The 24,769-nt window shown below is 57.9% G+C and carries 24 protein-coding genes; 10 read left to right on the top strand and 14 right to left on the bottom strand.

Annotated elements, in window-relative coordinates:
- Position 1 precedes the first annotated feature (1 nt).
- From xerD to ffh, 6 genes are all read right to left on the bottom strand, one after another.
- Positions 2-907, bottom strand: coding sequence for a site-specific tyrosine recombinase XerD (xerD, locus tag FIV08_RS04445; RefSeq protein ID WP_152437470.1), 906 nt, complete (start codon positions 905-907; stop codon positions 2-4).
- 98 nt (positions 908-1,005) lie between these two features.
- The gene (gene rplS, locus FIV08_RS04440; RefSeq protein WP_022988899.1) at positions 1,006-1,362 is read right to left on the bottom strand and encodes a 50S ribosomal protein L19; all 357 of its coding nucleotides are present in this window, start codon (positions 1,360-1,362) and stop codon (positions 1,006-1,008) included.
- Between the two features lie 25 nt (positions 1,363-1,387).
- Positions 1,388-2,146 (bottom strand): tRNA (guanosine(37)-N1)-methyltransferase TrmD, encoded by a 759-nt coding sequence (gene trmD, locus FIV08_RS04435; protein ID WP_152437469.1) that lies wholly within the window; start codon positions 2,144-2,146, stop codon positions 1,388-1,390.
- Between the two features lie 3 nt (positions 2,147-2,149).
- Positions 2,150-2,677, bottom strand: a complete 528-nt coding sequence (gene rimM / locus FIV08_RS04430; protein ID WP_152437468.1) for a ribosome maturation factor RimM — start codon at positions 2,675-2,677, stop codon at positions 2,150-2,152.
- Positions 2,678-2,706: 29 nt separating this feature from the next.
- Positions 2,707-2,946: a 30S ribosomal protein S16 gene (rpsP, locus tag FIV08_RS04425; protein ID WP_058091782.1), complete on the bottom strand. Its 240-nt coding sequence runs from the start codon at positions 2,944-2,946 to the stop codon at positions 2,707-2,709.
- 165 nt (positions 2,947-3,111) lie between these two features.
- Positions 3,112-4,503: a signal recognition particle protein gene (gene ffh / locus FIV08_RS04420; RefSeq protein ID WP_152437467.1), complete on the bottom strand. Its 1,392-nt coding sequence runs from the start codon at positions 4,501-4,503 to the stop codon at positions 3,112-3,114.
- Between the two features lie 159 nt (positions 4,504-4,662).
- Here ffh and FIV08_RS04415 point away from each other — a divergent pair, with 159 nt between their 5' ends.
- From FIV08_RS04415 to FIV08_RS04400, 4 genes are all read left to right on the top strand, one after another.
- Positions 4,663-5,469 (top strand): cytochrome C assembly family protein, encoded by an 807-nt coding sequence (locus FIV08_RS04415; protein ID WP_152437466.1) that lies wholly within the window; start codon positions 4,663-4,665, stop codon positions 5,467-5,469.
- A gap of 75 nt (positions 5,470-5,544) precedes the next feature.
- Entirely contained in the window at positions 5,545-6,846 is a 1,302-nt protein-coding gene (locus FIV08_RS04410; protein ID WP_152437465.1) for an HlyC/CorC family transporter, read from the top strand.
- Between the two features lie 161 nt (positions 6,847-7,007).
- Positions 7,008-9,221, top strand: a complete 2,214-nt coding sequence (locus FIV08_RS04405; protein ID WP_152437464.1) for a DUF1631 domain-containing protein — start codon at positions 7,008-7,010, stop codon at positions 9,219-9,221.
- Between the two features lie 5 nt (positions 9,222-9,226).
- On the top strand, positions 9,227-9,985 hold the full coding sequence (locus FIV08_RS04400; RefSeq protein ID WP_152437463.1) for a TonB family protein: 759 nt from the start codon (positions 9,227-9,229) through the stop codon (positions 9,983-9,985).
- Positions 9,986-9,993: 8 nt separating this feature from the next.
- Here the strand turns inward: FIV08_RS04400 and grxD are convergent, their stop codons facing one another.
- Positions 9,994-10,320, bottom strand: coding sequence for a Grx4 family monothiol glutaredoxin (gene grxD / locus FIV08_RS04395; RefSeq protein WP_061332302.1), 327 nt, complete (start codon positions 10,318-10,320; stop codon positions 9,994-9,996).
- A gap of 210 nt (positions 10,321-10,530) precedes the next feature.
- On the opposite strand from grxD, the gene argF reads away from it, so the two are divergent.
- Together argF and FIV08_RS04385 are read left to right on the top strand one after the other, a co-directional pair.
- The gene (gene argF / locus FIV08_RS04390) at positions 10,531-11,445 is read left to right on the top strand and encodes an ornithine carbamoyltransferase (RefSeq protein ID WP_152437462.1); all 915 of its coding nucleotides are present in this window, start codon (positions 10,531-10,533) and stop codon (positions 11,443-11,445) included.
- A gap of 3 nt (positions 11,446-11,448) precedes the next feature.
- Complete coding sequence (locus tag FIV08_RS04385; RefSeq protein WP_152437461.1) at positions 11,449-12,522, top strand: ABC transporter ATP-binding protein; 1,074 nt, start codon at positions 11,449-11,451, stop codon at positions 12,520-12,522.
- A gap of 9 nt (positions 12,523-12,531) precedes the next feature.
- On the opposite strand, the gene glpK is transcribed toward FIV08_RS04385, so the two are convergent.
- The 3 genes from glpK to FIV08_RS04370 all read right to left on the bottom strand — a co-directional run bounded on the left by glpK (position 12,532) and on the right by FIV08_RS04370 (position 16,640).
- Entirely contained in the window at positions 12,532-14,013 is a 1,482-nt protein-coding gene (glpK, locus tag FIV08_RS04380) for a glycerol kinase GlpK (protein ID WP_152437460.1), read from the bottom strand.
- Positions 14,014-14,272: 259 nt separating this feature from the next.
- The gene (locus FIV08_RS04375; protein WP_152437459.1) at positions 14,273-15,847 is read right to left on the bottom strand and encodes an ATP-binding protein; all 1,575 of its coding nucleotides are present in this window, start codon (positions 15,845-15,847) and stop codon (positions 14,273-14,275) included.
- A gap of 58 nt (positions 15,848-15,905) precedes the next feature.
- Positions 15,906-16,640: a response regulator gene (locus FIV08_RS04370; protein ID WP_058091771.1), complete on the bottom strand. Its 735-nt coding sequence runs from the start codon at positions 16,638-16,640 to the stop codon at positions 15,906-15,908.
- 241 nt (positions 16,641-16,881) lie between these two features.
- Between FIV08_RS04370 and FIV08_RS04365 the strand changes: the two genes are divergently transcribed.
- Complete coding sequence (locus FIV08_RS04365) at positions 16,882-17,643, top strand: GNAT family N-acetyltransferase (protein WP_152437458.1); 762 nt, start codon at positions 16,882-16,884, stop codon at positions 17,641-17,643.
- A 17-nt stretch (positions 17,644-17,660) separates the two neighbouring features.
- Positions 17,661-18,476: a lysophospholipid acyltransferase family protein gene (locus tag FIV08_RS04360; RefSeq protein WP_152437457.1), complete on the top strand. Its 816-nt coding sequence runs from the start codon at positions 17,661-17,663 to the stop codon at positions 18,474-18,476.
- Here FIV08_RS04360 and FIV08_RS04355 read toward each other — a convergent pair.
- From FIV08_RS04355 to FIV08_RS04340, 4 genes are all read right to left on the bottom strand, one after another.
- A complete protein-coding gene (locus FIV08_RS04355) occupies positions 18,436-18,912 on the bottom strand; it encodes an FKBP-type peptidyl-prolyl cis-trans isomerase (protein ID WP_058091769.1) in 477 nt (158 codons plus the stop codon). The genes FIV08_RS04360 and FIV08_RS04355 overlap by 41 nt on opposite strands.
- The gene (locus FIV08_RS04350; protein ID WP_152437456.1) at positions 18,912-21,125 is read right to left on the bottom strand and encodes an acetyl-CoA hydrolase/transferase C-terminal domain-containing protein; all 2,214 of its coding nucleotides are present in this window, start codon (positions 21,123-21,125) and stop codon (positions 18,912-18,914) included. Before FIV08_RS04350 ends, FIV08_RS04355 begins: the two co-directional genes overlap by 1 nt.
- Positions 21,126-21,270: 145 nt before the next feature.
- Positions 21,271-21,606: a hypothetical protein gene (locus FIV08_RS04345; RefSeq protein WP_152437455.1), complete on the bottom strand. Its 336-nt coding sequence runs from the start codon at positions 21,604-21,606 to the stop codon at positions 21,271-21,273.
- A 223-nt stretch (positions 21,607-21,829) separates the two neighbouring features.
- A complete protein-coding gene (locus tag FIV08_RS04340; RefSeq protein WP_152437454.1) occupies positions 21,830-22,867 on the bottom strand; it encodes an NADP(H)-dependent aldo-keto reductase in 1,038 nt (345 codons plus the stop codon).
- Positions 22,868-22,953: 86 nt separating this feature from the next.
- On the opposite strand from FIV08_RS04340, the gene FIV08_RS04335 reads away from it, so the two are divergent.
- A complete protein-coding gene (locus tag FIV08_RS04335) occupies positions 22,954-24,201 on the top strand; it encodes a glycosyltransferase family 4 protein (protein WP_072677919.1) in 1,248 nt (415 codons plus the stop codon).
- Positions 24,167-24,730 (top strand): phosphatase PAP2 family protein, encoded by a 564-nt coding sequence (locus tag FIV08_RS04330; protein ID WP_152437453.1) that lies wholly within the window; start codon positions 24,167-24,169, stop codon positions 24,728-24,730. The genes FIV08_RS04335 and FIV08_RS04330 overlap by 35 nt, the downstream gene beginning before the upstream one ends.
- Positions 24,731-24,769: the final 39 nt, after the last annotated feature.

Raw genomic sequence — 24,769 nt, 5'->3', positions numbered from 1 at the left:
ATTAACCCCGGGGATGGTGCGCCTGGTGCAAATCCTGAAGCCGCTGACGCGCCACATGGGTGTAGATCTGAGTCGTGGAAAGATCGGAATGTCCCAGCAACATCTGCACCACCCGCAGATCGGCCCCGTTATTGAGCAGGTGCGTGGCAAAGGCGTGTCGCAGGGTATGCGGTGAAATGGGCTTGCGAATGCCCGCACGAACGGAATAATGCTTGATTCTGTGCCAGAAGGTCTGGCGCGTCATGGCCGTGGCCCGATTACCAGGAAACAGGGCGTCGCTACTTTTGCCTTTCAACAATTCGTTGCGGGCCTCTTTCATGTACCGAACCAACCAGTCCACGGCCTCCTCGCCCAGCGGCACCAACCGCTCTTTACCACCCTTGCCACTGATACGAACAACCCCCTGGCGCAAATTGACCTGATCAACGGTCAACCCGGTCAGCTCCGACACCCGCAGTCCGCAACCGTATAGAATTTCCAGCATAGCCCGGTCGCGCAGCTCAATCGGCTCCTGTGGGTCCGGCTCTGTGAGCAAGGCATCTACATCATCTTCTGTCAGGGTATCCGGCAGCCGCCTGGGCAACCGCGGACTGTCGATTCTCAGCGTCGGATCTTCGGCGATCAAACCTTCACGCAGCAGGAAACGATAGAAACGACGAATGCCAGACAACCGCCGGGCCGCGGTACTGGTTTTGATACCATCCGCCAACCCCCTCGACATCCAGGCCAGCAGATCGGTGCGCCGGGCAGCACGGAGCTTTGGCGAACCGGGCTGGGCCTGCAACCAATCGGCCAGCCTGAACAAATCGCTGGCGTAGGCTTGACGGGTCTTCTCACCCAAGCCGTCTTCCAGCCAGATGGCATCGGAAAACCGGGCTATCAGTTGCTCATCGTCTGGCCGGGGCAAGGTTATACCTCTTCACTTGCTGCCTGTAGGCATTACAGCATAAAAAAAGCAGCCCCTCGAGGCTGCTTTTTTTGCAACTGATTAGCCAGGGGCTTGAATCAGTTAAGCTTTTCCTTGATACGAGCTGCCTTACCAGACAGATCGCGCAGGTAGTAAAGCTTGGCCTGACGCACGTCACCACGACGCTTCACGCTCACGCTGTCAATCAGCTTGGAGAAGGTCTGGAAAGTACGCTCAACGCCCACGCCGTAAGAGATCTTACGAACGGTGAAGGAAGAGTTCATGCCACGGTTGCGCTTGCCAATAACCACGCCTTCAAACGCCTGCAGACGCTCACGGTTACCTTCAGTTACGCGAACCTGAACAACCACGGTGTCACCCGGCGCGAACGCAGGGATTTCCTTGGTCATCTGTTCTGCTTCAAGTTGACTGATGATGTTGTTCTTGCCGCTCATCGTAATGCTCCTGATACCCAATCTTTCAATGCCCTGATGACTCAGAGACACCCGGTTCGTTCAAAATTTCTTCCAGAAGCTGACGCTCTTCTTCCGTAAGCACCCGCTTTTCCAGCAGGTCGGGGCGTCGCTCCCGGGTTCGCCTCAACGATTCTTTCAATCGCCAACGCCGGATCTGTTCATGGTGACCGCCCAAAAGAACTTCCGGCACCGCCTGACCTTCGTAAACCTCGGGCCGGGTATAGTGCGGACAATCCAGCAAACCGTCAGCAAAGGAATCCTGCTCCGCTGACTGCGCATGACCCAGCGCTCCGGGGATGAGGCGTGTTACCGCATCAATCACAGCCATCGCCGCCAGTTCGCCACCTGAGAGTACAAAATCCCCCAGAGACACTTCCCGGTCGACTTCCGCCGATATCAGGCGCTCATCAACGCCTTCATAACGACCGGCAACGAGAATCAGCTGCTGTTCGGCGGCCAGAGACTCCACCACCGACTGATCCAACCTTTCACCTTGTGGCGAAAGGTAGACCACACAGGCCTTGCCGGGTGCCGATGCCCTGGCCTCATGGATGGCATCCCGGAGGGGCTGAATTTTCATCAGCATTCCGGGGCCGCCGCCATAGGGCCGGTCATCCACCGTGCGATGTCGGTCGTGGGTATAATCCCGGGGATTCCAGCAGCTGAAGGTCAGTAACCCTTCACGAACTGCCCTGCCGGTAATACCGTAATCCGTCACCGCAGAAAACATATCCGGGAACAGACTGACCGCGCCAATCCACACCCGTCAGAACTCCGGATCCCAGTCGACCACCATGCGCGAGTTGTCCAGATCCACCCCGTGAACCACCTGATCAGGCAGATAGGGGATAAGCCGTTCGCGCTGGTCAATGGAGCTCGCCGTTGCGCGCACCACCAGGACATCGTTGGAGCCTGTTTCCAGCAGGTGATGCACCTTACCCAGGCACTCACCTTCAACCGTGAACACTTCAAGCCCCTCCAGCTGGTGCCAATAGAATTCCCCTTCAGGCAATTCCGGCAACTGCTCGGTTGGAACCCGGATCTCGGCACCGCCATAGGAGCGGGCCAGCTCACGGTCATCTATACCTTTAAGCCTGACGACGATCCCCTGCCCCTGGCGGCGACCTTCCTCAAGCTTTACCGGGATACGCTTACCGTCAAGAACCAGAGTCCAGTCACGATAAGTGAGTATCCCTTCCCGGGGCTCAGTGTAAGAGAAGACTTTAAGCCAACCCTTGACCCCGAACACCGAGGTGATCTGGCCGATCACAGTTTCCTGTGGATGCTGTGTCATGCCTGTCAAACCCCGGTCTTTACGTGCAATTAACCAGCAGTTTTGAGCAGCTGGGCAACGCGATCACTTGCCTGGGCGCCCTGGCCCAGCCAGAAATCAACGCGCTCACGATTTACACGCAGACGCTCTTCCTGGCCGCGGGCAACCGGGTTAAAGAAACCAACACGCTCAATGAAACGGCCGTCACGGGAGTTACGGCTGTCAGTGACTGTCAGATGGTAGAACGGGCGCTTCTTGGAGCCGCCACGAGCCAAACGGATTGTTACCATTTCGACCAATATCCTGTTCTGTTGTACGAACTTTGTACGATTCTCACCATGCCGACTGGCGGCTGACGAGAAGACCCATACTCGAAAGGGGCGCTATTCTATGCCAAAAAAGCGCCAATGAAAACAGGGAAACGCTCGGTTTCCCCATTTTATATGTAAGGCTTTTTACATACGGCCGAACGGGGGCATGCCACCACCACCACCGCCGCCGGGCGGCATCATACCACCAAGACCACGCATCATGTTGGCCATTCCGCCTTTCTTGCCAAATTTCTTCATCATCTTCTGCATCTGCTTGTGCTGCTTCAGCAGTCGATTCACATCCTGTATCTGGGTACCGGAGCCGGCGGCAATGCGGCGTTTGCGGGAGTTGTTGATCACATCCGGGTAACGGCGCTCCTTGGGCGTCATGGAGCAGATGATGGCTTCCATCTGGCCAACCGACTTGTCATTTACCTGCTGCTGCGCCATCTGGGCCATCTGCCCCATGCCCGGCAACTTATCCAGCAGGCCACCAATGCCGCCCATATTTTTCATTTGCTGGAGCTGGTCACGGAAATCTTCCAGATCAAAGCCCTTACCCTTCTTGATCTTTTTGGTAAGTTTCTCGGCCTTCTGTTTATCCAGCTTGCGCTCTGCTTCCTCAATAAGGGAAAGCACATCCCCCATCCCCAGAATGCGGGACGCAACACGGTCTGGATAAAACGGCTCCAGGGCATCGGATTTCTCACCAACACCCAGGAACTTGATCGGCTTGCCAGTGATATGGCGTACAGACAGCGCCGCGCCGCCCCGGGCGTCGCCATCGGTCTTGGTCAGCACCACACCGGTCAACGGCAGGGCATCGTTGAACGCCTTGGCGGTATTGGCGGCATCCTGACCGGTCATGGCGTCAACCACGAACAGGGTTTCCACCGGGTTCACGGCCTTATGCAGCCGACCGATCTCACCCATCATCTGCTCGTCTACGTGCAGACGCCCGGCGGTATCGAGAATCACCACATCGATATGCTTGCGGCGCGCCGCCTCAATCGCCCCGTTCGCAATGTCCACGGGGTCCTGTTCGGTGGTGCTGGGGAAAAACTCGACACCCACTTCACCGGCCAGGGTTTCCAGCTGCCGGATGGCCGCCGGCCGATAGATATCGGCACTGACCACCAGCACTGATTTTTTCTGACGCTCTTTAAGGAAGCGGGAGAGCTTGGCGACCGTCGTGGTTTTACCAGCCCCCTGCAAGCCAGCCATCATGATCACCGCCGGCGGCCGGGTAGACAGGCTGAGGGATTCATTGCCCTCGCCCATCACACGCTCCAGCTCCTGCTGGACAACCTTTACAAACACCTGGCCCGGCGTGAGACTGCGCTGGACTTCCTGACCAATAGCGCGCTGCCGGACACCTTCGATGAAATCCTTGACTACCGGCAGCGCGACGTCCGCTTCCAGCAGCGCCATACGAACTTCGCGAAGCGTGTCTTTGATGTTGTCGTCGGTCAGGCGTGCCTGGCCGGAGATCTTGCGCAAGCTACCGGATAGCCGGTCCTGGAGGTTCTCAAACATGTTGCTCTTCCGTACCCCGGAGAAATTGTTCACACAAATCAAGAAGCCAGCCCAGGCTGCTTGATTCCTGTTGCATAATCGCGACATTATACCCAGACTACGGAGCCTCTGAACAACTCCGTGCCCGCTTTCATTACAAGGCAACACACTAAGGATGTCATGGGAACGCTGATTCTCGCGGTTACCGCACTCTTTCTTTACAGCGTTGGAACCGCCCTGCAGGCTCTGCATTTCAGGGGGCGGGTACAGAGTAATCTGGCCATCACCACCCTGATTGGCATCCTGGCACTGATTGGCCATGGCCTGCTGATTGCCCAGACCGTGCACATGGATGGCGGCTTCGATTTGAGCTTTTTCAAAAGTTCCGTGCTCATTTCCTGGCTGATCGTGTTTTTGTTATTGGGACTGAACCTGACCAAGCCCGTCGCAAGCCTGTTCCTCGGGGCCTACCCAATCGCGGCACTGACGATTGTGATGACACTGATCACCCAGACCCCTTCCCGCCTTGTGCCGGACCAGAGCTATGGCATGCTGTCGCACATCGCGCTTTCAGTGACAGCCTACAGTCTGTTCACCCTGGCGGCCATTCAGGCGGTACTGCTGTATTTCCAGAACCGGCAGCTCAAACACAATTACAACAGCCTGCTGATCCGCAACCTGCCGCCACTGCAAACCATGGAATCCCTGCTGTTCGAAATGGTCTGGGCGGGCGTTGTTCTGCTGGTACTGGCCATTGTCACCGGCGCAGTCTTTATAGAAGACCTGTTTGCCCAGGACCTGGCCCACAAAACCTTGTTCTCCATGCTCTCCCTGATGGTCTTTATTGGCCTGCTGGTGGGCCGCTACACCAAAGGCTGGCGGGGAATGACCGCCAGCCGCTGGACTCTGGCAGGGTGCGCCTTGCTCATGCTGGCATTCTACGGCAGCAAATTCGTGCTGGAACTGCTGTTCCAGAGAGGCGGCTGATCACCCGAATCGCTTGACACCACAAACCAACACACCCTATTTTCCACTCTTGTCGTCAATATAAGGGCTTTTCTTTTGAACGAAACATCGCTGACGGCGCTGTTCATTCTTCTTGTCGGCCTGATTATCCTGTCGGGCTTCTTCTCAAGCTCAGAGACGGGAATGATGTCCCTCAACCGGTATCGCCTGAAACACATGGCGAAAACCGGCCATAAAGGCGCACGCCGCGCCCAGAAACTCCTGAACCGGACCGACCAGCTGATTGGCGTTATCCTGATCGGCAACAACTTCGTCAATATCTTTGCCTCGGCCATCGCCACGGTGATCGCCATCCGGATCTGGGGCGATGCCGGCATCGCTATCGCCACCGTACTGCTCACCATCGTTATCCTGATCTTTGCCGAAGTTACCCCGAAAACACTGGCGGCCCTGTTCCCGGAGAAAATTGCTTTTCCCGCCAGCTACGTACTCAGGCCGCTGTTGAAGATCCTCTACCCGCTGGTGTGGGCCGTCAACCTGTTCACCACCGGCATTTTGCGCCTACTCGGCGTATCTTCAGCCCAGGCCACAGAGGACCATCTGAGCCGGGAAGAGCTCAGAACGGTTGTTAATGAGGCCGGTGCGCTGATACCCGCCAAGCATAAAGACATGCTGGTAGGCATACTGGATCTGGAAAAAGTGACCGTGAACGACATTATGGTGCCCCGCAACGAAGTGGCGGGCATCGACCTGGAAGACGACACCGACACCATCCTGCGCCAGCTCAGAAGCAGCCAGCACACCCGCCTGCCGGTGTATAAGGGAGACATCAACAACATTCAGGGCATTCTGCACCTGCGCAGCGCCGCCAAACTGCTGCAGGAGCCGGAAATCAACAAGGCCATGCTGATGCAACTAAGCCAGGAGCCCTATTTCATTCCGGAAAGCACCCCCCTGAACACCCAGCTTCTCAATTTCCAGAAGGGTCGGCGCCGCTTTGGCATCGTGGTGGATGAATACGGAGAGGTTCTGGGCCTGGCGACACTGGAAGACATCCTTGAAGAGATTGTGGGCGAGTTCACCACCGATTACTCCGCCACCTCACAAGACATCATTCCACAGGATAACGGCACCTATATCATCGACGGCGGTACAGCCGTCAGATCCATCAACAAGACCCTGGGTTGGAAACTGCCCACCGACGGACCGAAAACCCTGAACGGCCTGATCACCGAAACCCTGGAAAACATTCCGGAAACCAACGTCTGCCTCAAGGTGGGTGGCCATCGTGTGGAAGTGCTGCAGATCAAGGACAACGTGGTGAAAGCGGCGATTGTACACCCCAAACGCCTCGGTAAACGGTCTCGGCCGGCCCTGGAACCCCGACCGGCTCGGTGAACCGGACACGGCCGATGAGGCCTGCTTTTTGAATGGCGTCCCAGGTTAGCGTTTATTCATGTTAATCCAACCAAAAATGCGCTAAATTTAATCAATAATTCAGAATAGAAGAAGAGCAAGCTCGGTCATGTATCCGGTTGAGGCGTAAACAGGAGTCGGCCATGAACAAGCAGTCCGGCATACATTACCTCCGCGAACACCGGGAAGCCGCAAGCTCCCGGCCGGTTCCCGCGGAGGTAACCCGTATCCGTGACACGGTTGTCGCGGGACTGGGAGATTTGCTGCAAGGGGCTTTTGACGCTGTCGATGATTCACTCTTCGAACTGGCGAATAATGCCCGTAGTAATAACGAGCAGAACCGGTACTTTGAAGCGATGCGGGAAATCCGCATAAAGCGCAAAGGGGTTGAGCGGCATTTCCAGAACGCCGTTGCCCAATTCTTTGCTAATCCCCCCCACGCCGGACAACTGCAAACGCCGGACACCACCCAACAGGCAAGTGCAGACACCCTGTCGCTGGTCGGCAATGACGACCTGGAAGAACAGGTTGCCCTGAATGCCATGATCACCAAGGCCAAAGCACACTTCCAGGGCCCCCTGATTCAGTTGCAGGCGCGATTCACCGAAGTGTACCCGGACGCCACTGAAGAGGTGCCGGTTAACCCAATGGCACCGGAACACCTGTGCAGCGCTTTCACCGAGGCCATCCAGGCGCTGGAGATCCAGATCAGGGAGCGGCTGATCGTTCTCAAGCAGTTTGACCGCTACGTGGTGTCCAACCTGGGCATGCTGCTGGATGAAGCCAACCGAATTCTGATCCAGGCCGGCGTCATCCCCAACTTCCGATTCCACGGCAAGGCTGGCCAACAGCAAAAAGCCTCGGGCAAGCCAGCCCAGGGCGAAGCGCCCAAGGCCGGAGGCGGTGAGGCCGCCGCTTACGAGCAGAGACCTGAAGACACCGCCCTGTTTGATCAGATTCGCCAGATGCTGGCGCTGCAAAGGGCCAATTCAGGCCTGCCTCCACGTAGCGCGGACCCGGCCCTACGGGTAGTCGGAGGACCTGAACTGGCAGATATGCTCAATTCCCTGCCGAGCTACGACAACCTTCAGGACAGCGAAGATCTAAGCACCGGCAAACCGGTGGAACTGGATCTCCGGCAGATCGTGCAGCAATTGCTGGCAAGAGCAGAGGGCCAGGATGGACGCAAGCCGGCACTGAACGAAGTAGACGAAGACCTGATCAACCTGGTCTCCATGTTGTTCGAGTTCATACTGGATGACTACAACCTGTCTGCTCCGGTACAGGTACTGATCAGCCGGCTGCAGATTCCGATATTGAAAGTGGTCATCAAGGACAAGAGCTTTTTCAGCAAAGCTACCCACCCGGCCCGCAAACTGCTCAACTCCCTTGCCCGTGCCGGTATTGGCTGGAGCTCCAGTGATGAAAAAGCCAGAGACAAGCTCTATGGCCAGATTCATAATGTCGTGCAGCGAATTCTCAACGAATTTGACGGCGATGTCGCCCTGTTTGAAACCCTGAACCAGGAGTTCGAACAGTTCCTGGAGCGCGAGAACCGCAAGGCGTCTCTGGTGGAGCAACGTACCAGGGAGTCTGAACGGGGCCGCATCAAGTCCCAGAAGGCCCAGGAAGCGGTCGACCGGCTGATCAAAGAAAAAGTCTCCCGATACCGCCTGCCCGAGCCGGTTCACGATATTCTGATTAATGGCTGGAGCCGGGTCATGTTTCTCGCTTACCTGCGTGACGACACCGAGCACCGCTGGCACGAGACGGCCCGGGTGGTAGACGACCTGATCTGGTGCCTGCATCCCCACGAGGAAGACGAAGAGCGGGATCAATGGGTCCGGGTTGTTCCTGCCTTACTCAAGACACTCCGGGCCGGGCTGGAGGAAGTGTCTTACAACGCTTCCCGTCTGGACCAGATGATGGGGCAGCTTAAGCACGAACTGGCGGAAGCCTTCCGCACCAATGCGGCCATCGAGGCACGCCAGGACAGCCCTGAAGAGATCGAAGAAGAAGCGCCCACCGTGCATCAGACCGCCGTTGAGCGCCAGCAGGAACTGGAAGATGCTGCCATTGCGGAGTATGTAGCGAAGCTGGATGACATCGAGATCGGCAACTGGGTTGAGTTCAAGCTGGTCAACGGTACCAGCTTCCGATGTAAACTGTCTGCGGTTATCGAAGAGGCCGATTGTTTCGTGTTCGTTAATCGCATGGGCCTGAAGGTGATCGAGAAAACCAGGGTGGAGCTGGCCCACGAAATGCGCCGGGGCCGCCTGACGCTTCTGGAACAGGGCGCCCTGATTGACCGCGCCTTGAATGCCGTCGTGGGCAACCTGCGCACCAAAACCGCCTGATTGCGATGTCAGAGCCAGGCCTTCGACCTCCGTCGATCCCGGCGTCCTATCGGCTGATTCTGGCCATCTCCCTGGCCCTGACAGTGCACACCTTGCTACTGGCCGGGCTTCCCTCACCCCTGAGGGAAGCCCGGGAGTTCAGTCATCGCCTGGTGTTTACTCTCCAGTCTCCGGTCGCCGAAACCAGCACCGCATCCAGCCCCAACACCGCTGAACCACAACCCCCGAGGCATCCGGATTTTACCGTTGAGGCCCCTGAGCAAATCACGACCGACTCAGCAAACCGACCTGTTGCCGAGCCAGTCTCGACCCACACCGCCCGGCCCACCCCAGAACCAGTAGCCAGAACCGAAACCAGCCGGCCCCGTTCACAACAGCGTCCGGCCAGTCCTGAATCGATGGCATCCACACCGTCAACCTCAACCACCAAAGACGAGCCGGAAGCGATTCAGCGGATAACCCTGTCGCCGTCAGAGCAGGACCCGTACCTGATTCTGCTGGCCACCCATCTGGCGGAACAACTTGAACAGGAGCGAGTGCCTGCAATAGCGGGCCTGCAGGAGACACTCACGATGGAACTGGAATTAAGACTGCTCGCCAATGGCGCGCTGACCCGGGCACGGGTTGTGGAGTCGACGGGTGTCCAGGGGATTGATGATGCAGCGTATCGTGCCGCGCTGGCTGCCAGCCCCTATCCGGAGCCAAAAGGAGAAGAGCGGGACCGCTTCGAGGTAAAGCTGGTGTTCACCCCGAAGCGCCGCTAAAAGAAAGCTCAGGCTTCGGCTTGCTTGACCGCGTCTTTAACCGCCTTGGCCAGCTCACCGCTCTCGGACATTTCCAGAACAATGTCACAACCGCCCACCAGCTCACCACCAATGTAGAGCTGCGGGTAAGTCGGCCAGCTTGAATAGACTTTGAGGGCTTCGCGCAGCTCCTGATTGTCCAGAATGTTCACGAACGCAAACCGCTCACCGCACGCCATCAGAGCCTGAACAGTACGGGCGGAGAAACCGCACTGCGGTGCCTGCGGAGTGCCCTTCATGTAAAGAATGACCGGGTTCTCTTCGAGCTGGCTCTTGATGGTTTCATTGATATCCATGAACTCATACCTCTGGTTGAAATCAGGTTTACCGTTACACGGCACTTAACCGCCATTGTACACGGCTGGTCGATTAGCCACCAAACCGATGTGTTTGACCCAGAGCAACCACCCCACCCCCGGCGTTGTTTTACGGGTTGTGAAGGGCTAGACTTGATGCCCTTTTCAGATGCTAACCGTACAGCAGTTTCCTTGAAACAGGGGCCTTTCATGGCGGCAAGACATTTTCTGACTCTGAACGACATGACCACCAGTGAGCTGGAACAGCTCCTTGATCATGCGTCCAGGCTTCGTAAAGAGTGGCATGCGGGTAAAACCCGGGATTCCCTGAAAAACCGGGTATTGGCGATGATCTTTGAAAAGTCGTCCACCCGCACACGGGTATCCTTTGAAGCGGGCATGACCCAGCTCGGTGGCACCGCCATGTTCCTGTCGCCCCGGGACACCCAGCTTGGCCGGGGCGAGCCCATCGAGGACTCCGCCATCGTGATATCCAGCATGGTGGATGCGGTGATGATTCGGACCTTTGCCCACGAAACCGTTGAGCGCTTTGCCTCGGCTTCCAGCAAGCCGGTGATCAATGCCTTGACCGACGAATTCCACCCGTGCCAACTGCTGGCGGATATGCAAACCTATCGTGAACATCGCGGCAGCATCCGCGGAGCTACCGTTGCCTGGATTGGTGATGGCAACAATATGTGCCACTCCTACATCAACGCGGCGGCCCAGTTCGATTTTCACCTGAACGTGGCCTGCCCGGAAGGGTATGAACCAGACAGTAACCTGCTGAAAGCCCACAGTGATCGCGTAACCGTGGTGCGCACACCGGAAGACGCTGCAAAGGGTGCCAACCTGCTGGTCACCGACGTTTGGGCCTCCATGGGCCAGGAAGACGAGCAGAAAGCCCGAGAGAAAGCCTTTCAGGACTACCAGATCAACCCGGCACTGATGTCTGTGGCCGCCAAGGATGCCCTGTTCATGCACTGCCTGCCTGCCCACCGTGGCGAGGAGATTTCCGTCGACATGATGGAGCACCCGGGTTCAGTGGTGTGGCATGAAGCGGAAAACCGCCTGCACGCCCAGAAGGCCCTGCTCGAGTTCCTCATTCTTAACCGCCTGGACTGATCCATGCCTGAATCTTTGCTGCCACCGGCCGACTGGCTGCTGGAAGTCAACAACCTGTCCTGCGGCTATGGCGGCGACTCTGTCGTTAAAGACGTCAGCTTCGCCCTGAGCCACGGCGACATTGGGTGCCTGCTCGGCCCCAGTGGCTGTGGCAAAAGCACCATTCTCAGAGCCCTGGCCGGCTTCTTGCCTTTAAACAGCGGGGAAATCCAGCTCCAGTCCCAGGCAATCAGCCTTCCCGGACGCACCCTGGCTCCTGAAAAGCGCCGTATCGGCATGGTGTTTCAGGATTATGCGCTATTCCCCCACCTGACCATCGCCGATAACGTCGGGTTTGGCCTGAGGAACATGACCAAGGCCGAACGTCGCCAGAAGGTCATGGAACTGCTCAACCTTGTGCACCTGCAGGACCTGGCAAACAACTATCCCCACGAGCTATCCGGCGGCCAGCAACAGCGGGTCGCCCTGGCCAGGGCACTGGCGCCAGAGCCAACGCTGATTCTGCTGGATGAGCCGTTCTCGAACCTGGATACCGACCTTCGGCGCCGGCTGAGCCTGGATGTACGGGATATCCTGAAAACACTCGGCATCAGCGCTATCCTCGTCACCCATGACCAACAGGAAGCGTTTGCCATGTGTGATCAGGTGGCGGTGCTCAAAGACGGCACTCTGCAGCAATGGGACGTACCCTACAACCTGTATCACGAACCCGCCAACCGCTTCGTAGCCAGCTTCGTTGGCCAGGGCGGCTTCATTCCCGGTACCGCCCTGGGGCCGGACACCATTGAATCCGAACTGGGCGTTATCCACGGCAACCGGGCCTATAAATGGACGCCGGGCACGTTACTGGACGTTCTGATTCGCCCGGACGATATCGTCTACGATGAGCACTCCGACCTGAAACCGAAAGTGGTGGAGAAAACCTTCGCAGGCACGTCAACCCTGTATCGGTTCCGGTGCTCGGAAGATACCGAATTCGAGGCCCTGTTCCGGAGCCACCTGGACTTCCACATGGGTGAACACGTGCCAGTGCGTGTCGAAGCCGATCACCTGATTGCCTTCGAACGCACCAGTTGAGAGAGCGAGTCAGTTGTTGCAGACCCGCTCGACTGCATCCAGCCAGCCTGCATACAGCGATTCCCGAAGCGCCGGCTTCATATCCGGCCGGAATTGCCGCTCGCACTCCCACATATCGGAAATCTGCTCCAGGCTTTCGAACACTCCGGTCTGCAGTCCTGCCAGATACGCCGCGCCCAGGGCGGTGGTTTCTGTTACCTTTGGCCGATCAACGGTCACGTTAAGAATGTCACAGAGAAACTGCATTACCCAGTCGTTTACCGCCATGCCGCCGTCTACCCGGATCGACTCCAGGCGCGCGCCATCGTTACGAATGGCCCTCACCAGATCCTTGGTCTGGTAACACACTGACTGCAGTCCGGCGGTGACAATCTCAGCAATACCGGTATCACGGGTCAGGCCCAAGATAGCGCCCCTGGCATTCGGGTCCCAGTGGGGAGCCCCCAACCCGGTGAACGCCGGCACCAGATAAACCGGGTTATCCACACCCACCGTTTCGGCATGGCCGGCCGACTCGCTGGCGTGAGTAATCAGGCGTAGACCGTCCCTGAGCCATTGCATGGCGGCGCCAGCAACAAAAATACTGCCTTCGATGGCATAGCATGGCTTACCGTTTAGCCGGTAAGCCATGGTGGTCAGTAACCGGTTTTCCGAACGCAGGGCGTCGTCACCGGTATTGAGCATCAGAAAACAGCCCGTTCCGTAGGTGCTCTTGGCCATACCAGGCTCGAAACAGGCCTGCCCGATCAGCGCGGCGTGTTGATCACCGGCAATGCCCGCCACCTTGACCGGTGCCCCAAGCCAATCTGCGTGGGTATCGCCATATTCATCGGCACAGTCGAGCACTTCTGGCAGCAACGCTTTGGGCACCCGAAAAAGCGCCAGCAGATCATCGTCCCAGTCCTGTTTATGGATATTGAACAGGGCCGTTCGTGATGCGTTGGTGGCATCGGTGTAATGGGACTGGCCATTGGTCAGGTTCCACAACAACCAGGTATCGACGGTACCAAACGCCAGCTCACCGGCTTCAGCTCGCTTGCGGGCACCTTCCACATTGTCCAGCAGCCAGGCAACCTTGGTGGCAGAAAAGTAGGGATCAATCAGCAGGCCCGTGCGTTCAACGACCAGGGCCTCATGGCCATCCGACTTGAGCTTGGTGCACAACGAAGCGGTGCGGCGATCCTGCCAGACAATGGCATGGTGGATCGGCTCGCCGGTCTCACGGTCCCATACAACCGTCGTTTCCCGTTGATTGGTAATCCCGATGCCGGCCAGGGCAGACGTCTGGACCCCGGCTTTGTCCAAAGCCTCGCGACACACCGCCAGGGTGCTGCCCCATATCTCCACGGCGTCATGTTCAACCCAGCCGTCTCGGGGAAAATACTGGTGAAACTCCTGCTGGGCGACTGCCACCTGCGTACCCCTGGCATCGAAAACGATGGCCCGGGAGCTGGTGGTACCCTGATCAATGGCAAGCAAATAGCGGGACATTCAGATCTCCTTTTTTTCAGGAGAGTCTACCAGTCCGAGAGCAGTCCGAGTGTGAATAACCACTATTGGCGGGAAATTTTGCATAAAAAAAGGGCCGGATAAATCCGGCCCTCAAATGACGAATGAAACAAGGAAAGTTCGTAAGAACTACAACCTCAAAAGTCATCCCTTACGCTGTCTATTCTCAGCCCGGAAGCTGACGGATTCAGTAGCTATTCTGTAGAGCTTTGTTACATCAGGTGAGGTCGTGAGCACTGGCTCACAAAATGGCGTCATCCGGCTTACGTCTTGGCCAAACCAGGCTGAATCGCGCGCCGCCGAGCTCGTCACTGCGCCCAACAAAGGCCTGACCGCCATGCCAGTAAAGAATGCGCCTTACGATGGACAACCCCAGGCCATAGCCACCCGAGGTTCTGGTGCGGCTGTCATCCAGCCGGGCAAAGGCGGTGAACACCTTCTCCCAGTCTTGCTCGGGGATCCCCGGGCCGTCGTCTTCCACGTCAACCCGGCAGTTGTCCTCGTCAAGATGGCAGTTCACCAACACCCGGCCAGCAGCATACCGGCCAGCGTTGCCCACCAGATTCTGGATAGCCCGGTGGATGTACCTGGGCTCCACATCCGACAGGGCCCAACGCTCGGATTCCTCATCTATACGACACTCAATCCGGATCTCCGGGCGGATCATCTGTTGTTCAGAAACCACTTGCCGAACCAGGTCTGTTACCGAGTCCTCTCGCAAGCTGAACACCGGCCCACCCTGCTCCAGGCGGGCGTAGGTCAGTATTTCATCAATCAGCTCATCGAGCTCCTGGATATCACCATCGATACCGTCCAGCTGCTTCTCGAGAACCTCCGGGCTGCTTCCGGATTCGATCATCTGGACACCAAAGCGAATTCGGGCTACCGGAGTGCGCAACTCGTGGGAAACGGCGTGGATCATTTCCCGTTGAACCTGAACCAGCCGCTGTATGTGCTCCGCCATACTGTTAAACGAACAGGCAAGCCGCGACACCAGTGTGCCATCCTCAGACTCCACCCGGGCGCCCATTTCGCCACGGCCAATACGCACTGCCACAGATTCCACCTTCCGGAGATGGCCATCGACAAACCTCATGGCCAGGAACAGAGCTGCCGCCAGCACCGAGCCCACCACGATGCCAAGCAAGACAATCATTGGCCAGGCCCAGGGATTGAACGGTGACGGCATGCGAACAACAACCAGATCACCTTCCTCAAGACGCAGCAGCACCTGGGTGTTTCGGGTGCCCTGCTCATTGAAAACCACCAGCCCCGTGTTGGCGATGTCTTCGATAACGTCCTGATTGGGCAGCGCCTTCAGGTCCTGTACCGGTTCAACACGCACGCCCAGGGCCTCCGCCAGTTGCGCGGCAACATCGGCCCGCTGCTCAGCGCTCACCGTTTCCAGATGCCATCGAACCACCAGGGCAACTGCCTGGGCCATTTCCCGGTATGGTTGCTCAAGGCGCAGGCTAACGAGGCCACCCTCGAAAGAGCGAACCAGATAACGAAACCCAACATCGGTACGTTGCGCCACCACCTGCCCATACCCCAGCCGCTCCAAGGCCACTTTGTCCAGGTCGAACTGTTCCGGCGGGCCAGAACGCAGGTCGAACAGGGAGGGCATCCAGTGATACTGCCTTGTGGGCGCGGGCGTCGCCGCCAGCCAGCGCATCAAAGGGTCCGCGAACCGTTCATGCCAGAATTGATGACGAACGGAGTTGATACCGTTGAACAGAAGAACACACAGCAGAATGACCAGCGCGGTGACACCGGCCAGGCGAGCATAGACTGTCAGGAAAAATTTCAGGGACATTGGGCCTACCCTGGTAACACGGCCTGCCCACCAGGGAGGACAGGCCGCGGAAAAACGGTCAGGCTTCTTTTACGAACAGGTAGCCTTTACTGCGCACCGTTTTTATTCGACGAGGGTGAATGGGATCATCTCCGATTTTCGGCCTTATACGGGACACCCGAACATCAATGGAGCGGTCCTGGCCGTCGTACTCGATACCACGCAAGGCGGTAAAGATCTCTTCACGGCTGAGCACCCGACCGGCATTACTGGCCAGCAACCAAAGCAGGTCAAATTCTGCGCTGGTCAGGTCAATGCTTTCTTCACTGAGCCAGGCCTCCCGCATGGAGCGATCAACCACCAGGTCATTGAACTGCAGGCGCACAGGCTCCTCACCACCTTCTTCCGGATTACCGGCAGGGGCGGTTTCCATCCGCCGGAGCATGGCCCGGATTCGGGCCAGCAGAACCCTTGGCTGTACCGGCTTGCCGATGTAATCATCAGCCCCCATTTCCAGACCAAGTACCTGATCCAGGTCGTCGGTTCGGGCAGTGAGCATGATGATGGGGCCAGAATAGAAGGGCCTGACTCGACGGCAGATCGACAGGCCGTCTTCGCCCGGCAACATGAGATCCAGCACAACAAGATCTGGCTGCTCATTACGGATTCGTTCAACTGCGGCTCCACCGTGAGTTTCCAGGGAGACTGTCAGCCCGTTGTTTTCGAGGTACTCGCGGGTAAGGTCCGCAAGCCGTTCATCGTCCTCTACGATCAGGATTCGCCAACTCTCGTTTGTCTGTTCCACGCCATCCATCTCTGTTTTTTTATTCCGGTTTTTGGGGTCGTCCACCCGACAATACAGGCAACGTACCGTTACAGCAATTATACATGCTATTCAGAAATATACATGGAACGGTCATAGGGTTACAGCCTGTGACACAAATCCGGTTAGCGACAGATCCCGGCCATTGTCATACAGACGTCACCGGCAGTTCACCTCACTGTCACAGGAGCTTCATAGCCTTGGCTTGTGATTGAAACAAGAGGCCAAGGCCATGACAGCACAAATCGCCCGTTCCCAGCCGCGCCGGGGGCGCCAGCTGAAAACCGCCCTGACACGGTGCCCACAACTCATCGAAACCGCCCAGCGACTGCGTTACAGGGTTTTCTCCGAGGAGTATGGCAGTGATCTGGGCGCCACCACGCCGGGTATCGATGCCGATGCCTACGATGCCCTGTGCGACCACCTGATCGTTACCGATGGCGGCACCGGTGAAGTGGTTGCAACCACTCGCATCCTGCACCAGAGCGACGTGCCTTCGGTTGGCGGCTTCTATTCTTCAGGCGAGTTCGATCTGAGCAACCTGGGTAAATTGCCGGGCACCCTTGCGGAACTGGGCAGGACCTGCGTTCATCCCGATTACCGCAATGGCGGCACCATCACCCTTTTGTGGGCAGCCCTGGCGGAATACCTGGATAGCCGGAACGTGGACTATCTGATTGGCTGCGCCAGTATCAGCATGGCCGATGGCGGCATGAAAGCCTGGCGGATAGCACGGCACCTGCAGAATGAATACCTTGCCGCTCCTGCATTCCGGGTAACCCCACTCCGTGCCCTGCCACACCTGACCCGCGCCGAACACGAACACAGCGATGACGTGCCAGCCCTGATTCGCGCCTACATGCGCCTTGGCGCAAGGGTGTGCGGCGAACCCTGCTGGGACCCGGACTTCCGCTGCGCGGACCTGCTGGTGGTTCTGGAAGTCAGCAAACTGACCGCCAGGTATAGCCGGCATTTCATGGGGCGCACTGCCTGAAGGCAAAGGAGCAGCAGATGGGGTGGATACGATTACTAATCCGGCTTACCGGGTTCCTGGTGTTTCTTGCGGGCACCTGCGCCCTGGCCATCACCCTGAAACTGGTCGACCTGTTCCGGCGACAACCTGTCGACCGCTCACCCTGGGCCGCTTTCTGCTTCCGTCGGGCCTGCCAGTGCCTCGGGTTCCGTATCCGGGTGCACGGCCAGCCCGCGGAAGCCCATGCACTCTACGTTGCCAACCACATCAGCTGGTCTGACATTCCCATATTGGGGTGCATAACGCCGTTGAGATTCCTGTCCAAGGCTGAGGTGGGCAACTGGCCAATTATCGGCTGGCTCGCAAGGCAAGCCGGCACCTTGTTCATCCAACGTGGAAGCGGCCAGGCCAGGCGAATAAAAACGGAGATAAGCCGATGCCTGAATGCCGGCGAGTCTGTCCTGGTGTTTCCGGAAGGCACCACCAGCTCGGGATTGGCTGTGCTACCGATCCACGGTTTTTTGCTGACCTCCGCCCGCGACGCCAACACACCGATCCAGCCAATAACCATCGGTTACCGCAGAGCACATCGTCCGGATCCGATCGCCCCGTTCATCGGTGACGACAGCTTCCACGCCCACCTGATCCGGCTGCTCAGGCAACCGCCGACCCAGGTGGATGTGGTGATTCACCCGACCATAGACCCGGCCTGCCCGGAATCGAGTAACGCCCTGACCGCTCTAATCCATCAGCAGATCAGTGCCGGTTTGAAGCATATTCACGCAGGCGAATTCGAAGCCACGCCCACCGGCCTCAGAACAGCGGGCGCCCCTGGGCTACCTCGTCTTCCGTAGCCTCTCTGCGACCGACGATCTCCAGGTCAAAATACAGGGTAAAGCCAGCCAGCGGATGGTTGGCATCTACCTTCACCAGGTTGCCATCGATGGACACCACCTGCACCACCTGGGCCTGATCGCCGGAATTGGTCTGGAACTTCATACCAACCTGCAGGTTCTCCACACCTTCAAACAGCGAGCGGGGCACCTTGCGGACCAGGTCTTCGCGATAGTCTCCGTAGGCCATTTCCGGCGGGATGGTGACTTCGAGACAGTCGCCCACCCGGCGGTCTTTCACCGCTTCCTGGATGCCCGCTATGATTTCCGGGGTGCCGTACAGGAAATGCAGTGGCTCACTGCCTTCCGAGGTATCCACCAGCTCACCTATACGGTTCTTGAGCACGTAATGGACAGTGAATACTTCGGGCTTGAGTTGCGGCTTATCGGCTTGCATCAGCTTGTTTTGTTTCCTGTTTCTTTACGGGGTTCGAGTTTTTGCAGGCCATGGATTACCAGCTTCCGGTCCAGTTTTTCCCGGAATCCTGACGGCTTTTTCAAACCCATTCGATCAAGCAGGGCGTCATAGCGCCCCTCTTCGTCGTCCGCCTTCAGGGCCTGCCAGATGGTCGCCAGTTTACCACGGGGAGTAGAGGTTGCGGCTTTCAGCCCCTTAAGGGCTTTCCCTAATTTCAACTCTTCGTCGGTGAAATCCTTGCCAAACGGGAAGGCCGGGAACCAGTCGCCTTCCCCCCCGGCCTTCAGGGCCCGGGCGACTTTCTCAGGGGTATTCTGGCGCCAGTGTGCCGGGAGTTTGAAGTCCGCTTTTACCTTGCCCGCTTTCTTGGCCTGCGCCAGCAATGACTCCTGGAATCGGGAGTCGGCAATCCGGATCAGCCTGAGGAACACTTGTTCATCGGACTGCCCACGAAGGTCCGCGATGCCGTATTCGGTAATCACGATATCCCTCAGGTGTCTTGGGATGGTGCAGTGGGCGTAGTTGAATACAATGTTCGAGACGGTCTTACCGGCGGAGACCCGTGTGGCTCTCAGGGCCAGGATGGAGCGAGCCCCCGGCAACTCATGGGCCATGGCCACAAAGTTGTACTGGCCGCCAACACCACTCACCACACGGCCATCCGCCAGCCCGTCCGACACCGCCGAACCGTTTAGAGTGTACATCATGGCGGAATTGATAAACCGTCCATGGACCCGTTGTGCCACCTTGAGCTTCTGATCACCGAAGCGATGGTCATAAAGGTGGTTGATAAAATTAACACTGGTCATGCAGATTTTGTCGCGCTGGTCGTCTGAAAGCTCTCTCAGGGCCTGATAGAACTTCTCCGGGCCAACGTAGAAACCACCGTGCATGGCAATCCCACCAGCCAGCTTGTCGCCCAGCGCCAATGCCTCGAGCGCTTTACGGGTGTCGGCATTGGAGAGATCCGCCTCAACCGATACCTCCTCATTGAGTCGTATCCTTCCGCCCTTGAACTCAACATGGTCGCGCAGCACCCCGTGGCGGACCAGCCAGTTCACATCCCGCGCCCGCAATGGTGAGGCGATCAGGCCTGCGTTGTGCAAAACGTCCAGGGCCTCCAGGCTTGGGGTCTCGGTCAGTTCACCCCGGTTGATCAGGTTCTGCAATTCCGGGTGGTTGTAGACTTCGCGCTTGAGAATACCTTCCTGAAGCAGGTAGACAAAACCGTCCACCATCATTTCGCTGCAACCATACAGTCCCTGTTCAAAAGGTTCTGTACCACCACACTCCTGCACCACCGGAAACTGATCCTGCACCTGCAGGTGATCGAACACGGCTTTCCAGGCGTCATTATGCTTGTGTCTGATGATGGCGCTGTGCACCAGGGCGGCGCCAAGAGACCCGATCCCCACCTGCAGGGTGCCGCCATCCTTCAGCAAGCTGCTAGCGTAAAACCCGATCAGGTGGTCCGCGGGGCTCACCGCCATCTGGGGCGCGGAGAATAACGGATAGTCAGAGGCCCGGTGAGACAGGATCACGTCAAACTGGCTGGCTTCAACCTCGGCGTGATGACCGAACCACGGCAGGTGGTGATTGAGCTCTGCCACCATGGCCACCGGAGTGCCAGCGGCTTCCCGTTCCCGAAGCAGCGGCAGGATGTCCAGGGTCAAATCCGGATTACAACTGAAGCTGAGGTGTCCTGGCTGACCATGATCTTCACCAGGCGACATCAACTGGCCCAGCACATTGACGCCCTGCGCCATCAGGTCCCGGACGGCGTGGGTATAGTTGGTGCAAACGTAGTGGCGCTGCTGGCTTTGATTGTTGAGATAACTGCCGGCCTTGAAGAAGAATTCCGAGACAGTCACGTTGTCTGGCAACCGGTTCCGATTGACGTCTCGCGCGTAATCCAGCTCAGGAATGTTGCCATAAAGGCGTTTGGTAAAAGGCCCCAGAAAGCGCTTCTCCAGCGACGATGCACCCTCGGGAGCCAGTAACGACAACGCAGTGACAATATGCAGCTGGATTTCCGGATCATTCTTGGCGCGCTGGTAAAGGGCATTCGCAAAGCGAACGGGCTTACCAAGACCGAGAGGTAACCCCAGCGTAATGCGCTTTCCTACCCGTTCGATCACCCGGTCCACGCACGCGTTCGCGTCGTCGTAATAGACTCCGTTCTGTTCTGCCATCACCAGCTCTCCACTGTTTGAGAATCGCAACGGGTTCGATGATCACACGACAGAATGAAGCTGACAATGCGTCAGGTCATGAGATTGGCTGATTGGTGGGAGTAACGTGGGAAGATACGGTTAAAACAGGGGCCTTGAAGGTGGTTCAGAAGCGCCAGCGCAGGTTAAGAGCCGCACCCTCGTTCAACAGACCGATGCCATGATCCGGCTGCGCGGGGTCAGATGCGTAGGTTTTCTCCTGCGCACGGCGGCTCAATCCGATACTCAACAAACGCGAACCGATAGCGGCAAAAGCATCCAAATGGTCGTCTTCGTAATCTCCAGACATCCATTCCTGAAGCTCGTAGATTTCCTCGGCCGATACCATGTCATCACGCTCTGCCATCATACGATCGGCCAGAATCGGCTCAGCGGCTTCGGCGCGCACTACGAACGCGACGAAGTTGAGGGCCAGCAGGGCGATAAACAGACGAATGATCATGATGACAACAAGCACCCGGAAAAATGATTTCGGAACATTAACGCTTCAGTACCAAAGTCTAATGATTGTCCCTGAAAATGGTGTGACTTTGTACACAAATGCGCCAGTAGCCCGACGCAAACTAGTCACTTTTTTGTCAACAAATGATCACTTGTATTGCAATCTGTAACCGCCCCGCCCCGAGAAACCGGAAACAGGGCAACCTCGCCGTAGGCTGCCTCCCTCAGGGACAAGGGTAGGTAAATTCGTCGTGAATAGCCTCCACGGCCGCCACCAGATCGGGGCTGAGCCGGATATCTGCAGACCCGACATTTTCCTTCAACTGGTCCATGGTGGTTGCACCGATAATGTTACTGGTCACAAACTCGCGGCTATTCACCCAGGCCAGAGCTAACTGCGCCGGGGTCAGCCCATGATGATGGGCCAGCTCCACGTAGGCACGGGTTGCATCCGCAGCCCGCTCCCCGGTGTATCGGCTGAAGCGCTCGTAAAGCGTCAAGCGGGCCTTCTCCGGCCATTTTCCGCCCAGATACTTGCCTGTCAGCATGCCGAACGCAAGGGGTGAGTAGGCCAACAACCCGGTGCTTTCCCGGTGGGCAAACTCCGCCAGGCCCAGCTCGAAAGATCGATTCAGGAGGCTGTAGGGGTTCTGGATGGAAGCCACCCTGGGCCACTGTTTCTCGCGGGCCAGGCGCAGGTATTCCATGGTCCCCCAGGGCGTTTCGTTGGACAATCCCACGTGGCGCACCTTGCCCTCTTTGACCAGCTCATCGAGGGCGCCCAGCGTTTCCTCGATAGGGGTCGAGGTCTCGTCCGGGTTACGCTGATACCCCAGCTTGCCGAAGAAATTTGCACTGCGGTCTGGCCAGTGTACCTGGTAAAGATCGATGTAATCGGTTTGCAGGCGCGCCAGACTACTCTCACAGGCTGCGCGAATATGCTCACGGGTGAGCCTGGGGCCGCCGCGCAGGTAACTCAAACCATTGCCCGGTCCAGCCACCTTAGTCGCAATCACCAGGTCATCCCGGCGCCCCCGGCGGGCAAGCCAGTTGCCCAGGTAGTTCTCGGTCAGGCCCTGGGTCTCCGCCCGTGGCGGCACCGGATACATCTCGGCTACGTCGATAAAGTTGATACCGGCCCCGGTGGCGTAATCCAGTTGTTCAAACGCTTCCTGCTCGGTGTTCTGCTCACCCCAGGTCATGGTTCCCAGGCAGATCAGACTGACATCAATGTCGGTTTGTCCAAGTTTTCGCGTTTGCATGAGATCTCCTCGTGCACATAGAAGACGTAAAGGGAATGTCACAAAGTTGTCGCATGGCTGTCATGCCGGATTTCCATAGTAGAAGCATGACAGCGACATATTCAGGACGCACCGTGACCAACCCCAAGCTGACTGACCGGCGCCCGCAACACATTACCATTGTTTCGGAGACGTTTCCGCCGGAAATCAACGGCGTGGCCAACACCTTGAAGCACCTGTGCCAGGGGTTGATGCAACGGGGCCACAAGATCACGGTGGTGAGGCCAAAGCAGGCCCATGAGCAAAAAGGGTTGTTTGAAAGCACCGGTGACGGCCTCTTTACCCGTGAACTGGTGGTCACCGGCCTGCCCCTGCCCGGATACAGCGATCTGCAGTTCGGCGTGTCGCGCCCGGCCACCCTGAAAAAACTCTGGAAAAGTCAACGACCAGACGCCATCTACGTTGCCACCCAGGGACCGCTGGGTGTAGCAGCGGTATCCGCCGCCCGAAATCTTGGCATCCCGGTGTCGTCCGGCTTTCACACCAACTTCCATAGCTACTCCCGTTACTACGGTGCCGGCGGCCTGGAACGATTACTCTGCGCCTATGGCCGCTGGTTTCACAACCGGACCGCCATCACTCTGGTGCCAACCCGCAAAATGCAAGCGGTTACGCAAGCCATGGGCATCCACCCGACCGGCCTGTGGAGCCGCGGCGTGGACTGCCATCGTTTCACTCCCCATAAGCGTGACCATGACCTGCGCGCCCGCTGGGGGCTGACCAACAGTGACCGGGCGGTACTTTACGTGGGCCGACTGGCCGCCGAGAAGAACCTGCGCATGGCGGTCGCCTGTTTTGAACGGATCCGGGGCCTCCATCCCAATGCCCGCTTCATTCTTGTGGGAGACGGCCCAATGCGCAAACAACTGGCGGAACGCCACCCGGAATACATTTTCTGCGGCACCCAACGCGGAGAGGATCTGGCCAGGCATTATGCGTCGGGCGACCTGTTCCTGTTTCCAAGCAAAACCGACACCTTTGGCAACGTGGTTCTCGAAGCCATGGCCAGTGGGCTCGGAGTGGTCGCCTTTGACGACGCGGCGGCCGCTGAACACCTTCGCCACGAAGAAAATGGTCTGAAAGCAGAGCTGTCGGAGGACGAAGCCTTTATCAACCACGCATTGCGACTGGCTGACCAGCCCACCCTTTTGAGCCGGGTTCGCGCCCAGGCCCGCCTGGATGCGCTGGATCTGAGCTGGAACAGCCAGATTGAACAATTTGAACACCTGGTACTCAACCAACCGGCACAGGCCCGATACCATGGCATCAACAAACAAGGCATCTCGCTTCTTTGACCTGGCAGACCAGCGTGAATATGCGCTGTGCCAGGCCATCAACCGTGCAGTCCGGTTCCGGCCTGTACTGAGCTATTTCCGGGTCGTCAGCCGCCTTGGCGACGGCTGGTTCTGGTATGCACTGATCCTCGCCCTGCCCCTGCTGGCTCCGGAACAGGGGTTGGGGCTGGCGGTGCTGATGGCCTTTACCGGACTCACCTGCACCCTCACCTACAAAGGCCTGAAACACAAACTTATCCGGGAGCGCCCGTTTATCTCGTTTCCGGCCATCAATTGCGGCACACCACCGCTGGATCGCTACAGCTTCCCTTCCGGGCACACCCTGCACGCAGCCTGTTTCCAGGCCATGCTGTTCGTCACCATGCCAGTGGCTGCCTGGTATGTTCTGCCCTTCACCCTGTCGGTAGCCGCCTCCCGGGTGGTCCTGGGCTTGCACTACCCGAGCGATGTTGCCGCGGGGGCTGTCATCGGCGCAGGCATGGGCTGGGTGTCAGTACGGATGTTCGGAGCGACCTTCGCCACGCTTTAGTGTCCCTGAGAAACTGGTCTAAACTGGTTCCGAAGCCTT

Origin of the sequence: Marinobacter sp. THAF197a (assembly GCF_009363275.1) — a bacterium.
Taxonomy (GTDB): domain Bacteria; phylum Pseudomonadota; class Gammaproteobacteria; order Pseudomonadales; family Oleiphilaceae; genus Marinobacter.
This window is presented reverse-complemented; position numbering and strand designations above follow the sequence as displayed.